15 protein-coding genes and 1 pseudogene are annotated in these 14,726 nt (G+C 69.0%); 10 read left to right on the plus strand and 6 right to left on the minus strand.

Going from position 1 to position 14,726, the window contains the following annotated elements; translation table 11 throughout:
• The first annotated feature begins 104 nt into the window (after nt 1-104).
• The 5 genes from atpA to EHS43_RS03430 all read left to right on the plus strand — a co-directional run bounded on the left by atpA (nt 105) and on the right by EHS43_RS03430 (nt 5,166).
• Nucleotides 105-1,694 (plus strand): F0F1 ATP synthase subunit alpha, encoded by a 1,590-nt coding sequence (atpA, locus tag EHS43_RS03410; protein WP_125189021.1) that lies wholly within the window; start codon nt 105-107, stop codon nt 1,692-1,694.
• Between the two features lie 21 nt (nt 1,695-1,715).
• Complete coding sequence (locus EHS43_RS03415) at nt 1,716-2,633, plus strand: F0F1 ATP synthase subunit gamma (protein WP_125189022.1); 918 nt, start codon at nt 1,716-1,718, stop codon at nt 2,631-2,633.
• Nucleotides 2,633-4,069, plus strand: a complete 1,437-nt coding sequence (atpD, locus tag EHS43_RS03420) for a F0F1 ATP synthase subunit beta (RefSeq protein WP_125189023.1) — start codon at nt 2,633-2,635, stop codon at nt 4,067-4,069. Before EHS43_RS03415 ends, atpD begins: the two co-directional genes overlap by 1 nt.
• A 133-nt stretch (nt 4,070-4,202) precedes the next feature.
• Complete coding sequence (locus EHS43_RS03425; protein ID WP_007384727.1) at nt 4,203-4,577, plus strand: F0F1 ATP synthase subunit epsilon; 375 nt, start codon at nt 4,203-4,205, stop codon at nt 4,575-4,577.
• A gap of 142 nt (nt 4,578-4,719) precedes the next feature.
• Nucleotides 4,720-5,166, plus strand: a complete 447-nt coding sequence (locus tag EHS43_RS03430) for a DUF2550 domain-containing protein (RefSeq protein WP_037721461.1) — start codon at nt 4,720-4,722, stop codon at nt 5,164-5,166.
• 306 nt (nt 5,167-5,472) lie between these two features.
• On the opposite strand, the gene EHS43_RS03435 is transcribed toward EHS43_RS03430, so the two are convergent.
• The 3 genes from EHS43_RS03435 to EHS43_RS03445 all read right to left on the minus strand — a co-directional run bounded on the left by EHS43_RS03435 (nt 5,473) and on the right by EHS43_RS03445 (nt 9,227).
• Nucleotides 5,473-7,296, minus strand: a complete 1,824-nt coding sequence (locus tag EHS43_RS03435) for a glycoside hydrolase family 18 chitinase (protein ID WP_125189024.1) — start codon at nt 7,294-7,296, stop codon at nt 5,473-5,475.
• Nucleotides 7,297-7,416: 120 nt separating this feature from the next.
• Nucleotides 7,417-8,058: a response regulator transcription factor gene (locus tag EHS43_RS03440; RefSeq protein ID WP_125189025.1), complete on the minus strand. Its 642-nt coding sequence runs from the start codon at nt 8,056-8,058 to the stop codon at nt 7,417-7,419.
• Entirely contained in the window at nt 8,055-9,227 is a 1,173-nt protein-coding gene (locus EHS43_RS03445) for a sensor histidine kinase (protein WP_260470367.1), read from the minus strand. The genes EHS43_RS03440 and EHS43_RS03445 overlap by 4 nt, the downstream gene beginning before the upstream one ends.
• A gap of 148 nt (nt 9,228-9,375) precedes the next feature.
• Here EHS43_RS03445 and EHS43_RS03450 point away from each other — a divergent pair, with 148 nt between their 5' ends.
• The gene (locus EHS43_RS03450; protein WP_125189027.1) at nt 9,376-9,906 is read left to right on the plus strand and encodes a hypothetical protein; all 531 of its coding nucleotides are present in this window, start codon (nt 9,376-9,378) and stop codon (nt 9,904-9,906) included.
• Here the strand turns inward: EHS43_RS03450 and EHS43_RS03455 are convergent.
• The 3 genes from EHS43_RS03455 to EHS43_RS03465 are packed head-to-tail and all read right to left on the minus strand — an operon-like array spanning nt 9,903 to nt 12,029.
• A complete protein-coding gene (locus EHS43_RS03455) occupies nt 9,903-10,475 on the minus strand; it encodes a cob(I)yrinic acid a,c-diamide adenosyltransferase (RefSeq protein ID WP_125189028.1) in 573 nt (190 codons plus the stop codon). The two genes, EHS43_RS03450 and EHS43_RS03455, sit on opposite strands and share 4 nt — an antisense overlap.
• A gap of 13 nt (nt 10,476-10,488) precedes the next feature.
• Nucleotides 10,489-11,238 (minus strand): ABC transporter permease, encoded by a 750-nt coding sequence (locus EHS43_RS03460; protein ID WP_125189029.1) that lies wholly within the window; start codon nt 11,236-11,238, stop codon nt 10,489-10,491.
• An 8-nt stretch (nt 11,239-11,246) separates the two neighbouring features.
• Entirely contained in the window at nt 11,247-12,029 is a 783-nt protein-coding gene (locus tag EHS43_RS03465; protein ID WP_125189030.1) for an ABC transporter ATP-binding protein, read from the minus strand.
• Between the two features lie 79 nt (nt 12,030-12,108).
• Here EHS43_RS03465 and EHS43_RS03470 point away from each other — a divergent pair, with 79 nt between their 5' ends.
• The 4 genes and pseudogenes from EHS43_RS03470 to EHS43_RS03485 form a co-directional block, all read left to right on the plus strand.
• The gene (locus EHS43_RS03470; RefSeq protein ID WP_125189031.1) at nt 12,109-12,747 is read left to right on the plus strand and encodes a TetR/AcrR family transcriptional regulator; all 639 of its coding nucleotides are present in this window, start codon (nt 12,109-12,111) and stop codon (nt 12,745-12,747) included.
• A 140-nt stretch (nt 12,748-12,887) separates the two neighbouring features.
• Nucleotides 12,888-13,736, plus strand: coding sequence for a 3-hydroxyacyl-CoA dehydrogenase family protein (locus tag EHS43_RS03475; protein ID WP_125189032.1), 849 nt, complete (start codon nt 12,888-12,890; stop codon nt 13,734-13,736).
• 171 nt (nt 13,737-13,907) lie between these two features.
• Nucleotides 13,908-14,231: an STAS domain-containing protein gene (locus tag EHS43_RS03480; RefSeq protein WP_020136551.1), complete on the plus strand. Its 324-nt coding sequence runs from the start codon at nt 13,908-13,910 to the stop codon at nt 14,229-14,231.
• A 229-nt stretch (nt 14,232-14,460) separates the two neighbouring features.
• Nucleotides 14,461-14,726, plus strand: a pseudogene (locus EHS43_RS03485) (ATP-binding protein); the annotation flags it as partial.

Here is a 14,726-nt window from a genome sequence, read left to right on the forward strand (position 1 = left end):
TACGGACGACGGCCCTGGTTGGGCCGTACATGAAGAATCCTGGGGGTCGCCCCCAGACCCCCAAAGTGAAACTTCGGGCCCAACAAGGAGAGCAGGGAACCCAGATGGCGGAGCTCACGATCCGGCCGGAGGAGATCCGGGACGCGCTGGAGAACTTCGTCCAGTCGTACAAGCCGGACGCGGCCTCGCGCGAGGAGGTCGGTACGGTCACCCTTGCCGGCGACGGCATCGCGAAGGTCGAGGGTCTGCCCTCGGCCATGGCCAACGAACTGCTGAAGTTCGAGGACGGCACCCTCGGCCTCGCGCTCAACCTGGAAGAGCGCGAGATCGGCGCCATCGTCCTCGGTGAGTTCAGCGGCATCGAGGAGGGTCAGCCGGTCTCCCGTACCGGTGAGGTCCTCTCCGTGGCCGTCGGCGAGGGCTACCTCGGCCGCGTCGTCGACCCGCTCGGCAACCCGATCGACGGCCTCGGCGAGATCGAGACCAGCGGTCGTCGCGCGCTTGAGCTGCAGGCTCCGGGCGTCATGGCCCGTAAGTCGGTGCACGAGCCGATGGAGACCGGCTACAAGGCCGTCGACGCGATGACCCCGATCGGCCGTGGCCAGCGTCAGCTGATCATCGGTGACCGTCAGACCGGCAAGACCGCCCTGGCCGTCGACACGATCATCAACCAGCGTGACAACTGGCGCTCCGGCGACCCGAAGAAGCAGGTCCGCTGCGTCTACGTCGCCATCGGCCAGAAGGGCTCGACCATCGCCTCCGTGCGTGGCGCCCTCGAAGAGGCCGGCGCGCTGGAGTACACGACCATCGTCGCCGCCCCGGCGTCCGACCCGGCCGGCTTCAAGTACCTGGCGCCGTACACCGGTTCGGCCATCGGTCAGCAGTGGATGTACGAGGGCAAGCACGTCCTCATCATCTTCGACGACCTCTCGAAGCAGGCCGACGCCTACCGCGCCGTGTCCCTGCTGCTGCGCCGCCCGCCGGGCCGTGAGGCCTACCCGGGTGACGTCTTCTACCTGCACTCCCGTCTGCTGGAGCGCTGCGCCAAGCTCTCCGACGAGATGGGCGCCGGCTCGATGACCGGTCTGCCGATCGTCGAGACCAAGGCCAACGACGTCTCGGCGTTCATCCCGACCAACGTCATCTCCATCACCGACGGCCAGTGCTTCCTGGAGTCGGACCTGTTCAACGCCGGTCAGCGCCCCGCGCTGAACGTCGGTATCTCCGTCTCCCGAGTCGGTGGTTCCGCGCAGCACAAGGCGATGAAGCAGGTCTCCGGCCGCCTCCGCGTGGACCTCGCCCAGTTCCGTGAGCTGGAGGCGTTCGCCGCCTTCGGTTCCGACCTGGACGCCGCGTCGAAGGCGCAGCTGGAGCGCGGCCAGCGCATGGTCGAGCTGCTGAAGCAGGCCCAGTACCAGCCGATGGCGACCGAGGACCAGGTCGTCTCCGTCTGGGCCGGCACCACCGGCAAGATGGACGACGTCCCGGTCAACGACATCCGCCGCTTCGAGAAGGAGCTCCTCGAGTACCTGCACCGCAAGGAGCAGGGCCTCATGACCTCCATCAAGGAGGGCGGCAAGATGTCGGACGACACCCTCACCGCTGTTGCCGACGCGATCGCCGACTTCAAGAAGCAGTTCGAGACCTCGGACGGCAAGCTTCTCGGCGAGGACGCCCCGGCCGCGGCCAAGTGACGTAAGGAAGGGACCTGACTCATGGGAGCCCAGCTCCGGGTCTACAAGCGTCGCATCCGATCCGTCACCGCGACCAAGAAGATCACCAAGGCGATGGAGATGATCGCCGCCTCGCGCGTCATCAAGGCGCAGCGCAAGGTGGCGGCCTCCACGCCCTACGCGGCCGAGCTCACCCGCGCGGTCACGGCGGTCGGTACCGGTTCGAACACCAGGCACCCGCTGACCACGCAGGCCGAGACGGTCACGCGGTCCGCGGTGCTGCTCCTGACGAGCGACCGCGGTCTGGCCGGCGCCTTCAACTCCAACGCCATCAAGGCCGCGGAGCAGCTGACGGCGCGACTGGAACGCGAGGGCCAGGAGGTCGAGATCTATGTCGTCGGCCGCCGTGGTGTCGCGCACTACAACTTCCGTGAGCGCAAGATCGCGGAGTCGTGGAGCGGCTTCACCGACGAGCCCACGTACGCGGACGCCAAGAAGGTCGCGGGCCCGCTGATCGAGGCGATCGAGAAGGACACGGCCGAGGGTGGCGTGGACGAGCTCCACATCGTCTTCACCGAGTTCGTCTCGATGATGACGCAGACGGCGCTCGACGACCGTCTGCTGCCGCTGAGCCTCGAAGAGGTCGCCAAGGAGGCCGCGCCCAAGGGCGAGATCCTCCCGCTGTACGACTTCGAGCCGTCGGCCGAGGACGTCCTCGACGCCCTGCTGCCGCGCTACGTGGAGAGCCGCATCTACAACGCGCTGCTCCAGTCGGCCGCCTCCAAGCACGCCGCCACGCGGCGCGCGATGAAGTCGGCCACCGACAACGCGGGAGAGCTCATCACCACGCTCTCCCGACTTGCCAACGCGGCCCGCCAGGCCGAAATCACCCAGGAAATCAGCGAGATCGTCGGTGGCTCCGCAGCCCTCGCCGACGCGACCGCGGGGAGTGACAGGTAATGACGACGACAGTTGAGACGGCCGTTGCCACGGGCCGCGTCGCCCGGGTCATCGGCCCGGTCGTCGACGTGGAGTTCCCCGTCGACGCGATGCCCGACATCTACAACGCCCTTCACGTCGAGGTGGCCGACCCGGCCAAGGACGGCGAGAAGAAGACGCTGACCCTGGAGGTCGCCCAGCACCTGGGTGACGGCCTGGTCCGCACCATCTCCATGCAGCCCACCGACGGTCTGGTCCGCCAGGCCCCGGTCACCGACACCGGCACGGGCATCACCGTCCCGGTCGGCGACTTCACCAAGGGCAAGGTGTTCAACACCCTCGGTGAGGTGCTGAACGTCGACGAGACCTACGACGGCGAGCGCTGGTCCATCCACCGCAAGGCCCCGAACTTCGACGAGCTCGAGTCGAAGACCGAGATGTTCGAGACCGGCGTCAAGGTCATCGACCTTCTCACCCCGTACGTCAAGGGTGGAAAGATCGGTCTGTTCGGTGGTGCCGGCGTCGGCAAGACGGTGCTCATCCAGGAGATGATCTACCGCGTCGCCAACAACCACGACGGTGTCTCCGTGTTCGCCGGTGTCGGCGAGCGCACCCGTGAGGGCAACGACCTCATCGAGGAGATGTCCGACTCGGGCGTCATCGACAAGACCGCGCTGGTCTTCGGCCAGATGGACGAGCCCCCGGGCACCCGTCTGCGCGTGGCCCTCGCGGGTCTGACCATGGCGGAGTACTTCCGCGATGTGCAGAAGCAGGACGTGCTGTTCTTCATCGACAACATCTTCCGCTTCACGCAGGCCGGTTCCGAGGTCTCGACCCTGCTCGGCCGTATGCCCTCCGCGGTGGGCTACCAGCCGAACCTGGCCGACGAGATGGGTCTCCTCCAGGAGCGCATCACCTCGACCCGTGGTCACTCGATCACCTCGATGCAGGCGATCTACGTCCCCGCGGACGACCTGACCGACCCGGCCCCGGCCACCACCTTCGCCCACCTCGACGCGACGACGGTTCTGTCCCGTCCGATCTCCGAGAAGGGCATCTACCCGGCCGTGGACCCGCTGGACTCCACGTCCCGGATCCTGGACCCGCGCTACATCGCGCAGGACCACTACGAGACCGCGATGCGCGTCAAGGGGATCCTCCAGAAGTACAAGGACCTCCAGGACATCATCGCGATCCTCGGCATCGACGAGCTCAGCGAGGAGGACAAGCTGGTCGTCCAGCGTGCCCGCCGCGTCGAGCGCTTCCTGTCCCAGAACACCCACGTCGCCAAGCAGTTCACCGGCGTCGACGGTTCGGACGTGCCGCTGGACGAGTCGATCACCGCGTTCAACGCGATCTGTGACGGCGAGTTCGACCACTTCCCGGAGCAGGCGTTCTTCATGTGCGGTGGCCTGGAGGACCTCAAGGCCAACGCCAAGGAGCTCGGCGTCTCCTGAACTCACTGAGTTCGCAGTGAACCCTGTGGTTCACACCTGAGGGGGCGGGGCACGTCCCGCCCCCTCTTTCACGCCCCTTAGACTTGTAACCAACACCCGGCACAACCGCCGGGTGGTGACCCGAGGAGCCACCTTGGCTGCTGAGCTGCACGTCGCGCTGGTCGCGGCCGACCGAGAGGTCTGGTCCGGCGAGGCCACCCTGGTCGTCGCGCGCACCACGTCCGGCGACATCGGCGTCATGCCCGGTCACCAGCCGCTGCTCGGTGTGCTGGAGTCGGGCCCGGTGACCATCCGCACGAGCGACGGCGGCACGGTCGTCGCCGCGGTGCACGGCGGTTTCATCTCGTTCGCCGACAACAAGCTGTCGCTGCTGGCCGAGATCGCCGAGCTGTCGGACGAGATCGATGTCCAGCGCGCGGAGCGGGAGCTGGAGCGCGCGAAGGCGGAGGGCGATGCCGCCGCCGAGCGTCGCGCGGACGTACGACTGCGTGCGGCGACCGCGCGCTGAACCAGCGCGGAGCCGTATGACGTCCCTCAGCCGCGGCCGGCACCGGAGTGATCCGGAGCCGGTCGCGGCTGAGGCAGATCTGGATGTTTTTTCCGTTCCGTTACCTATTGAAGGTACCTAGGAGACGAGGAGGTCGGTGTCGATGGTCCTCGCTCTGACTGTGTGCGGAATCGTCGTGGCCCTGGTGGTGCTGGGGCTGTTCGTCTTCGGTCTGCGGCGCAGACTCATCCAGCGCTCCGGCGGCACCTTCGACTGTTCACTGCGCTGGGACGTCCCGGAGAAACCCGACACCAGCGGCAAGGGCTGGAGCTACGGTGTCGCCCGCTACAACGGCGACCGTGTCGAGTGGTACCGCGTCTTCTCCTACGCCTATCGCCCGCGCCGCGTCCTGGAGCGGGCGGCGATCGAGGTCGCCGGCCGGCGTCTGCCCGACGGGGAGGAGGAGATGGCCCTGCTCTCCGACGCCGTGATCCTGACCTGTCTGCACCGGGGTACGCGTCTCGAACTGGCCATGAGCGAGGACGCGTTGACCGGCTTCCTGGCGTGGCTGGAGGCAGCTCCCCCCGGTCAGCGTGTCAACGTGGCCTGATCCCAGGGTCACGGTGACGCTGAGGGGCCAGACGGCCAGGAGGGCCGCGACCGTCGTCCCGGTGAACATCCCCAGGTAGGTCGTCCTGGGTTTGACGGACGGGTTGCCGGAGTTTCGCCTGCTGGTGGACCTGCGCTTCATTCTTCCCCCCGAATGATTCATTCCGCTTGCGGTCGAGATACTGATTGTTCCCGTTCGGGGGCTGTCTTCCGGCCGCTGATGGTCCCTCGGAGCGGGCCGAACGGCCCCGGGGGGAGTACGCCGAAGGCGCGCGGCACAGGCCGCGCGCCCTCAGTGGATCGTGGGTCAGCTCAGTCCGCTGTTGATGGCGCTCACCAGCTCGCCGCCCGCGGTGTCACCGCTGAACTCCCAGAAGAACGCGCCGCCCAGGCCCTGGTTCTTGGCCCAGCTCATCTTTCCGGCGATCGTCGCGGGAGTGTCGTAGGACCACCAGTTGTTGCCGCAGTAGGCGTACGCCGTGCCCGCGACGGTGCCGGTGGCCGGGCAGGACGTCTTGAGGACCTTGTAGTCCTCGATGCCCGCCTCGTAGGTGCCGGGTGCCGCTCCGGTCGCCGAGCCGCCGGGGGCGGCCTGGGTGACGCCGGTCCAGCCGCGGCCGTAGAAGCCGATGCCGAGCAGCAGCTTGTTCGAGGCCACGCCCTTCGCCTTCAGCTTGGCGATCGCGTCGGCGGAGTTGAAGCCCGCCTGCGGGATGCCGGCGTACGAGGTCAGCGGCGAGTGCGGGGCGGTCGGGCCCTGCGCGTTGAAGGCGCCGAAGTAGTCGTACGTCATCACGTTGTACCAGTCGACGTACTGGGAGGCGCCGCCGTAGTCGGCCGCGTCGATCTTGCCGCCGTTGGAGCCGTCGGCGGTGATGGCGGCGGTGACCAGGTAGTTGGAGCCGAACTCCGCACGCAGTGCCGACATCAGGGTCTTGAAGGCGGCGGCACCGCTGGTGTCACAGGTCAGACCGCAGGCGTTCGGGTACTCCCAGTCGATGTCGATGCCGTCGAAGACATCGGCCCAGCGCGGGTCCTCCACGACCGCCTTGCAGGACTTGGCGAAGGCGGCGGCGTTGGCCGCGGCCTGCGCGAAGCCGCCGGAGTAGGTCCAGCCGCCGAAGGAGTACAGCACCTTGATGTGCGGGTACTTGGCCTTCAGCTCGCGCAGTTGGTTGAAGTTGCCGCGCAGCGGCTGGTCCCAGGTGTCGGCGGTGCCGGAGACCGACTGGTCGGCGGTGTACGCCTTGTCGTAGGCGGCGTAGGTGTCGTCGACGGTGCACTGACCGTTCTTGACGTTGCCGAACGCGTAGTTGATGTGCGTGATCTTCGAGGCGGAGCCCGAGGTCACCAGGTTCTTGACGTGGTAGTTGCGGCCGTAGACGCCCCACTCGGTGAAGTAGCCGAGCTTGACCTTGGAGCCGGTGGGCGGCGGATCGGTGGTGCCGCCGGTGGTGCGCACCGCGACCGCGCCGCTGGCCGGTCCGGTCTGGTCCGCGGTGTCACGGGCCTGCACGGTGTACGAGTAGGAGGTGCCGGCGGTGAGGCCGGTGTCCGTGTACGACGTCGTCGTCACGGTCGCCACCTTGGTGCCGTCGCGCAGTACGTCGTAGTTCTTGACGCCCTTGTCGTCGGTGGCGGCGCTCCAGGCCAGCTTGACCGAGGTGTTGGTGACGTCGGAGGCGGTGGGCGTGCCCGGGGCCGACGGTGCCGCGTCGCCGGGGACCGAGCCGCCGTCGCAACTACCGCCGTTCAGCTTGCAGTTGGCGGGGGAGCCGCTGCCGGCGCCGTTGAAGCCGAAGGAGACGGACGCGCCGGGGGCGAGGGTGCCGTTCCAGGACTTGTTCTTGGCGGTCCAGTGGGTGCCGGAGGAGGTGACGTCGGCGTCCCAGGCGGAGCTGACGGAGGTGCCGGAGGGGAAGTCCCACTCGACGGTCCAGGAACTGAGGCTGGTGGTACCGGTGTTCTTCACCGTCCACTTGCCTTCGAAGCCGGTGCCCCAGTCCTGGGTCTTGGCGTAGGTCGCGGTGGCGGAGGTCGCGGCCTGGGCGGGGCTCGCGAGGGAGACCAGGCCGGCGAGGGGGAGCAACAGTGTCGCGAATCCTGCCGCGGCTCTGTGTCTGAAGCGCATCGTGCGCCTCCTAGGGGAGTTGGGGGCGTGACTGAGCCTTCACACCCACGGTGCCGCGAGAATAGAAAGGTCTGGACCACGGGTCAATAGGTCTGGACCAGTTTGCGGGGCGGCTTCCGTCTAAACCCCCAACTCCTGAGCCAGAACGGCGGCTTGGACTCGACTGCGCAGTTCCAGTTTCCCCAGCAGCCGGCTGACGTGGGTCTTCGCCGTGGCCTCGGCCATGTCGAGCCGGGCCGCGATGTCCGCGTTGGACAGGCCCTCGCCGAGACAGGCGAGCACCTCGCGCTCCCGGCGGGTCAGGGAGTCGAGGACGGCGGGATCAGCGGCCGGCTCCCGCACGGGCCCGGCGGCGAACTCGGCAATCAGCCGGCGGGTGACGGCCGGCGCGATCAGACCCTCTCCGCGCGCCACGGTCCGTACCGCCTCCAGCAGGTCCCGTGCCTCGGTGTTCTTGAGCAGGAACCCGGCCGCGCCCGCGCGCAGCGCACCGAAGACGTACTCGTCGAGGTCGAAGGTGGTCAGCACGAGGACGTCCGCGAGCCCCTCCGCGACGACCTGCCGGGTCGCCGACACCCCGTCCAGCCGGGGCATCTGCACATCCATCAGCACCACGTCCGGCCGCAGCTCCCGGGCCAGCGCCACCGCCTGCTCACCGTCCGCCGCCTCACCGACCACCTCGATGCCGGGGGAGCTGCGCAGGATGAGGACGAGCCCGGCGCGGACGGCGGACTGGTCCTCGGCGACCAGGACACGGATCATTCGGGGACTCCTTCACGCAGGGGCAGGGTGGCGCGTACGGTCCAGCGCGCCCCGCCGGGACCGTCGGGACCGGCGTCGAACGTGCCGCCCAGCAGCGCGGCCCGTTCCCGCATGCCGACCAGACCGGCACCGGAGCCGGGGGCGCGCGGCCCGTCCCGGTCTCCGTACGGACTGCTCACCTCGACCGCCAGCGCGCCGTCCCGCTCGGCGAGGGACACCGTGACCCGGCCCGGACAGGCGTGCTTGAGCGCGTTGGTCAGCGACTCCTGGACGATCCGGTAGGCGGCGAGCTCCACGGGAGCGGGGACCGTGCCGACGGGACGGGCGTCCAGGGTGACGTCCAGGCCGTTGGCGCGGGCCGCGTCGACGAGGGCGGTGAGGCCGTCGAGGGTGGGGACGGCGGCGGGTTCGGCGTCGCCGTCGCGCAGGATGCCGATCAGCCGCCGCATCTCGGCGAGCCCGTCGACGCTGTTCTCCCGGATCACCGACAGGGCCTCGCGGGAGGTGGCGGGATCGTCTATCGACAGCGCGGCCGTGGAGTGAATGGCGATGGCCGAGAGGTGGTTGGCCACCATGTCGTGCAACTCCCGTGCCATCCGCGCGCGTTCGGCGGTGACCGCCTGGGCGCGGTCCATCTCGGCGAGCAGCGCGGTCTGTTCGGCCCGCAGCCGGGCCGCCTCGGCGGCGTCCCGGTGGTTGCGCACGATCCAGCCGGTGGAGGCGGGCGCGTACGCCACCACCCCGACGACCACGCCGATCAGCAGCGCCTCCGGCACCCGCCACACCGCGAACGGCACCAGCGTCGCGGCCACCGTGAGCAGCCCGGTGATCCACTGGATGCGCCGGGCCGAGGCGAGCGGGCCGTACAGCACGGCCGCGTAGACGACGTCGGTGAACATCAGGACCGTGGCGAGGTTGCCCTGGGTCAGGACGTCGGTGCAGACCGCGAGGGTGCCGGTCAGCAGGGCCGTCCGGGGAGCCGTCCGGCGCACCAGTTCGCAGCCGGACAGCACGACGAGCGGCACGAGGACCGGCCACGGGCCGTCGAGGAGGGTGACCGGGTCGTCGGCGGGCCGGGTGCTCAGGCCGATGCCCGCCAGCAGCAGACCGCCGAGCAGCCCGCCGGCCGCGATGTACACGTCGAAGCGGTGCGGGCGGGGCAGGGCCATGCCCCCATCCAACACGGAGTCCGCGCGCGGCGCCTGATGCCCGGGAACGGTCCTGGACTGCATCTTTCGATGTACGGAGGTTTCCTCACCGCCGACGACGAAAGGGGCCGGGGCCGAGGCGAGCCTGGAGGGGACGAAGGGAGCGGTCGTGGTCGTCGGACTGATCGTCGTGTGCGAGGTGGCGTTCTGGGTGCTGCTCGCGGCGGGGCTGGCCTTCCGCTACGGGCTGCGCATGCCGCGGGTGGGACTCGCCCTACTGCTGTGCGAGCCGCTGCTGGAGCTCGTGCTGTTCACGGTCACCGCGATCGACCTGAGGAACGGCGCCGAGCCCGACTGGAAGCACGGCCTGGCGGCCGTCTACATCGGTTTCACCGTGGGCCTCGGCCACTCGACGATCAGGTGGGCGGACGCCAGGGTGGCCCACCGGTTCGCGGGCGGCCCGCCGCCGGTGAAGCCGCCGAAGTACGGCACGGCCCGCGCCGTCCACGAGTGGAAGGTCGCGGGCCGCTGGATCCTCGCGGCGGTCGTCGCCACGGCTCTGCTCCAGGCCGCGGTCTGGTACGTCGGCGACGGGCAGACCGCGTCCCTGCGGGCCTGGCAGCAGCGCATGCTGTGGGTGATCGGCATCAACCTGGTCATCGCCGGCAGCTACACGCTGTTCCCCAGACGCGAGCGCTAACGCTCCCCGCCCGGGACCCACAGCACGTCCCCGACCTCCTTGTTCGCCGTACGCGCCAAGATGAACAGCAGGTCCGAGAGCCGGTTCAGGTAGGTCGCGGTGAGCGGGTTCATGTGCTCGCCGTGGACCTCCAGCGCCGCCCACGTGGAGCGCTCGGCCCGCCGTACGACCGTGCAGGCCTGGTGGAGCAGGGCCGCGCCCGGGGTGCCGCCCGGCAGGATGAAGGACCGCAGCTTCTCCAGCCGCTCGTTGAAGCGGTCGCAGTCCGCCTCCAGCTTGTCGACGTAGAACTGCTCGACCCGCAGGGGCGGGAACTCCGGGTTCTCGACCACGGGTGTGGACAGGTCGGCCCCGACGTCGAACAGGTCGTTCTGGACGCGGGTGAGAACCGTGACGACCTCCTCCTCCAGACCTCCCAGCGCGATCGCCGTGCCGATCACCGCGTTCGCCTCGTTGGCGTCCGCGTACGCGGAGATCCGCAGATCGGTCTTGGCGACCCGGCTCATGTCGCCGAGGGCGGTGGTGCCCTGGTCGCCGGTCCTGGTGTAGATGCGCGTCAGATTGACCATGAGCCCAGGCTAACTACGCCCCGGCCGCGCGGAACACGCGTGTGCCGACCGTCACGGCCAGCACCGCGAAGCCGACGGCGACCAGGACGCCGTACAGCATGTGATCCGTCGTGTACGCGCCGACGTACGCGTCCCGCATGGCGTCCACCAGATAGCGGAACGGCATGAAGTGCGAGAGCACGTCCAGCCAGGTGGGTCCCAGCGTCATCGGGAGCATCAGGCCGGACAGCAGCATGGACGGCATGCTGACCGCGTTGACGAGCGGCCCGAACTCCTGCGGGGTGCGCACCTTCATCGCCAGCGCGTACGACAGCGATGCCAGCGAGACGGTGAGCAGAGCGACGAAGGCGAAGCCGATCAGGATCCCGGCCAGTGGGGCCCGCAGCCCCATCGCCAGCGCGGCCAGCACCAGCAGCACGGCCTGGAGGACGAAGACCGTCGCCTCGCGCAGCACCCTGCCCAGCAGCAGGGCCAGCCGGCTGACCGGGGTGACCCGCATCCGTTCCACCACGCCCTGACCCTTCTCCAGGATGATCATGAAGCCCGCGAACAGCGCCCCGAACAGCCCCAGTTGAAGCAGCAGCCCCGGTACCAGGACCTGCCATGAATCGCCCTTTCCGCCGAGCGGGAGACCGGTGAGCAGCGGACCGAAGAACACCAGGTACAGCAGCGGCATCAGGACCCCGAACAGCAGCGCGAAGCGCGAGCGCAGGGACTGGCGCAGGTAACGGCCGTAGATGATCGCGGTGTCGTGAAGAAGCATCGGCAGTCCTATACGGCTACGGGGGCGGCGTCGGCCGGGGCGGGACCGCGGCCGGTGATCGCGAGGAAGGTGTCCTGGAGCGTGGCGTCGATCGAGCCGCCGTACTCCAGCTTCAGGGCGCCGGGTGTGCCCTCGGCCACGACCACGCCCCGGTCCACGATCACCAGGCGGTCGGAGAGGGCGTCGGCCTCGTCGAGGTAGTGGGTGGTCAGGAAGACGGTCGTGCCGTGTTCGTCACGCAGGCGGCGGACCAGGTCCCACAGGCCGGCGCGGCTCGCGGGGTCGAGCCCGGTCGTCGGCTCGTCGAGGAACAGCACCTTCGGCCGGTGCGTGAGGGCCATCGCGAGGTCGAGGCGGCGGCGCTGACCGCCGGAGAGCGTGCCGCAGCGGCGGTCGAGCAGGTCGGTGAGATCCAGGTCGTGGGCCAACTCGGCCGCACGTGCCGCTGCTTGAGCTTTCGTCAGGCGGTACAGGCGGCCCTGGGTGACCAGTTCCTCCCGCACGGAGACCTGCGGATCCACCCCGCCGGACTGGGCCACGTACCCGCACACCCGGCGCACCCCGGCGGCGTCGGTGGCGAGGTCGTGGCCGGCGACGGTGGCCGCGCCGCCGGTGGGTTCGAGCAGGGTGGTGAGCATCCGGAGGGTGGTCGTCTTCCCGGCGCCGTTCGGGCCGAGGAAGCCGAGGATCTCGCCTTCGCGGACGGTCAGATCGATGCCGCGCACGGCTTCCACGGGACCACGCCGGGTCTGGAAGGTACGGGCGAGCGAGGCCGTACTGATGATGGGCATGGGCCAAGAAAAACAGAGTCTCTTAAAGTTTGCAATGGCTCCAAAATTTCAGGCGGCCCACGAAGCTAGCATTCGATCCATGGCAGAGGGGCTCAGGGAGCGGAAGAAGCGCGAGACCAGGCAGCGGATCTCGGACATCGCCACGGGGCTGTTCCTGGAGCACGGCTTCGTCACGGTGACGATCGCCGAGGTGGCGGATGCCGCCGAGGTCTCCGTGAACACCGTCTACAACTACTTCCCGACCAAGGAGGACCTCTTCCTCGACCGCAGCAAGGGTGTCGTCGACCGCCTCTCGCGCTGGGTGCGCGCGCGGGACGTGGGTGAGTCGGCGGCCGCGGCCGTGCTGAGGGAGCTGCGCGACGAGGTCGAGGCGGTCTCGCCCCGGGTCGGCCTGATGCCGGGCTATGACCGTTTCATGCGGGTCATCCATGACGCGCCCCCGCTCCGCTCCCGGCTGTGGAGCATCCAGCAGGAGGTCCAGGAGAACCTGGAGACGACCCTCCGGGAGGAGACGGGTGCCGCTCCCGACGATCCGTTGCCCGCCCTGATCGCAGGTCAGATCAACTGGATCCACCAGACGGTCATGGGCAGCATCGGCCGCGAGATGGTCAAGGGGCGCAAGCCGGACGAAGTATCACGAGAGGTGCTCGCGCTTCTCGACGACATGGAGCAGTTGTTGAGCGATAGGGTGCTCAACTACGCCGTACGAGACCACTAGTGACGCCCGCCGGTGTGATGTCCGTCAGATGAGACGTGACGCGCATTACTAACCGGTCACACAGCCCTTCCCGAGCGCTAGTGTCCGCCGCAGAGGCAACGTAAACAGGGCGTAAGGCGTTTCAAAGGGGAGTCGCAACAGTGGCACGGAAGCTTGCCGTCATCGGCGCCGGCTTGATGGGTTCCGGCATCGCTCAGGTCTCCGCCCAGGCGGGCTGGGACGTGGTTCTGAGGGACGTCACCGACGAGGCGCTGAAGCGCGGTACCGACGGCATCAAGGCTTCGTACGACAAGTTCGTGAGCAAGGGCAAGCTGGAGGCGCACGACGCCGACGCGGCCCTCGCCCGGATCACCGCGACCACCGACCTGGACGCGGCCGCCGACGCCGACATCGTCGTCGAGGCCGTCTTCGAGAAGCTGGAAGTCAAGCACGAGATCTTCCGCACGCTCGACCGGATCGTGCGCCCGGACACCGTGCTGGCCTCGAACACCTCCGCGATCCCGATCACCAAGATCGCGGCGGCCACCGAGCGCCCGGAGCGGGTCGTCGGCGTGCACTTCTTCTCGCCGGTGCCGATGATGCAGCTCGTCGAGCTGGTCCGCGGCTACAAGACGAGCGACGAAACCCTCGCCACCGCGCGGGAGTTCGCCGAGTCCGTCGGCAAGACCTGCATCGTCGTGAACCGCGACGTGGCGGGCTTCGTGACCACCCGTCTCATCTCCGCCCTCGTCGTCGAGGCGACCAAGCTCTACGAGTCGGGCGTCGCGACCGCCGAGGACATCGACCTCGCCTGCAAGCTGGGCTTCGGCCACGCCATGGGCCCGCTCGCCACGGCGGACCTCACCGGCGTCGACATCCTGCTGCACGCGACCAGCAACATCTACACCGAGTCCCAGGACGAGAAGTTCGCCCCGCCGGAGCTGATGCGCCGGATGGTGGACGCCGGTGACATCGGACGCAAGAGCGGGCAGGGCTTCTACAAGCACTGACGGCTCTTTCCGTCCCCGTAACCGCACAAGCCCCTCTGGTTTCACCCTCGGGGGTGAATTCGGTATCGGTTCGCTTACAGACGGCAACCTCCGGCCGCTCCGCGCAGTCAGAGGTGTCATCACTGGACATTCAGATTCGTGGAGTACTACACGCACTCACGGGGAGCGCATATGTACATCAGGGGCGACCACGCCGAGCTGGTCGTCGGGGGCCGCCTCGACGTCCGCAGCGCGGCGGACGCCCGTACGGTCCTGCACTCGGCCGTCGACGACGGAGCCGGCGACCTGGTGCTCGACCTGTCCGAGCTGGATTCGTGGGACGCCACCGGTCTCGGGGTGATCATGGGGGCCCACCGCAGGGCCGGCCGCTGCGGCCGCCGGCTGGTGCTGCGCGACGTACCGCCGCAGATGCAACGCCTTCTGGTCGCCACCCGGCTGCACCGGATCCTGGCGATCGAGGGCGGCATCGGCGTGGAGTCGCTGCCCCGCGTCTGACCCGCTTGACGTGGCGAAACGCAGGTCCCGCGCAATCCTCACGAGACTGTGACGTCTCGGACGGCGCGGTACCCCGGGCTGTCGTAGATACTGTGCGAAGGTTTAGGGTTCGGCTGCCCGCTGTCCGCATCCCTTCCAGCGGGCCCGGACCAGAAGCGACAGCGCGGTGTGCTGCAGGCCGGGAGGGGCCACTGACGGCACACGAGACGCTTTTGGGGGGCTTGAACCTATGGACCCGAACAACCGGGGAGCCGAGGAGTACGGCCATGACGACGACGGCGGCTCGCCGCGTCAGCGGCCTCCCAGGGACTCCCTGACATCCGAATTCGGCCAGCACACGCCCGCACTCGCCCGCACCGCGCAGTTGGTCGCCGGCGACTTCCTGCTCACCGTCAACCCCGTCGACGGCAGCGAGATAGAGGCCTGCCCGCCCGGCGAGCGGCCCGGACGGCCCGAGAAGTTCGGCACCGCGGAACGCGCCGAAGTGGACCGCGC

The sequence above is a fragment of the Streptomyces sp. RP5T genome (assembly GCF_003933965.1).
Lineage (GTDB): Bacteria > Actinomycetota > Actinomycetes > Streptomycetales > Streptomycetaceae > Streptomyces.

Bases quoted from the DNA above. Each gene is read 5' to 3' on its own strand.
- atpA (WP_125189021.1), top strand. From the start codon at position 105: ATGGCGGAGCTCACGATCCGGCCGGAGGAGATCCGGGACGCGCTGGAG.
- EHS43_RS03415 (WP_125189022.1), top strand. From the start codon at position 1,716: ATGGGAGCCCAGCTCCGGGTCTACAAGCGTCGCATCCGATCCGTCACC.
- atpD (WP_125189023.1), top strand. From the start codon at position 2,633: ATGACGACGACAGTTGAGACGGCCGTTGCCACGGGCCGCGTCGCCCGG.
- EHS43_RS03430 (WP_037721461.1), top strand. From the start codon at position 4,720: ATGGTCCTCGCTCTGACTGTGTGCGGAATCGTCGTGGCCCTGGTGGTG.
- EHS43_RS03435 (WP_125189024.1), bottom strand. From the start codon at position 7,296: ATGCGCTTCAGACACAGAGCCGCGGCAGGATTCGCGACACTGTTGCTC.
- EHS43_RS03440 (WP_125189025.1), bottom strand. From the start codon at position 8,058: ATGATCCGTGTCCTGGTCGCCGAGGACCAGTCCGCCGTCCGCGCCGGG.
- EHS43_RS03445 (WP_260470367.1), bottom strand. From the start codon at position 9,227: ATGGCCCTGCCCCGCCCGCACCGCTTCGACGTGTACATCGCGGCCGGC.
- EHS43_RS03455 (WP_125189028.1), bottom strand. From the start codon at position 10,475: ATGGTCAATCTGACGCGCATCTACACCAGGACCGGCGACCAGGGCACC.
- EHS43_RS03460 (WP_125189029.1), bottom strand. From the start codon at position 11,238: ATGCTTCTTCACGACACCGCGATCATCTACGGCCGTTACCTGCGCCAG.
- EHS43_RS03465 (WP_125189030.1), bottom strand. From the start codon at position 12,029: ATGCCCATCATCAGTACGGCCTCGCTCGCCCGTACCTTCCAGACCCGG.
- EHS43_RS03470 (WP_125189031.1), top strand. From the start codon at position 12,109: ATGGCAGAGGGGCTCAGGGAGCGGAAGAAGCGCGAGACCAGGCAGCGG.
- EHS43_RS03480 (WP_020136551.1), top strand. From the start codon at position 13,908: ATGTACATCAGGGGCGACCACGCCGAGCTGGTCGTCGGGGGCCGCCTC.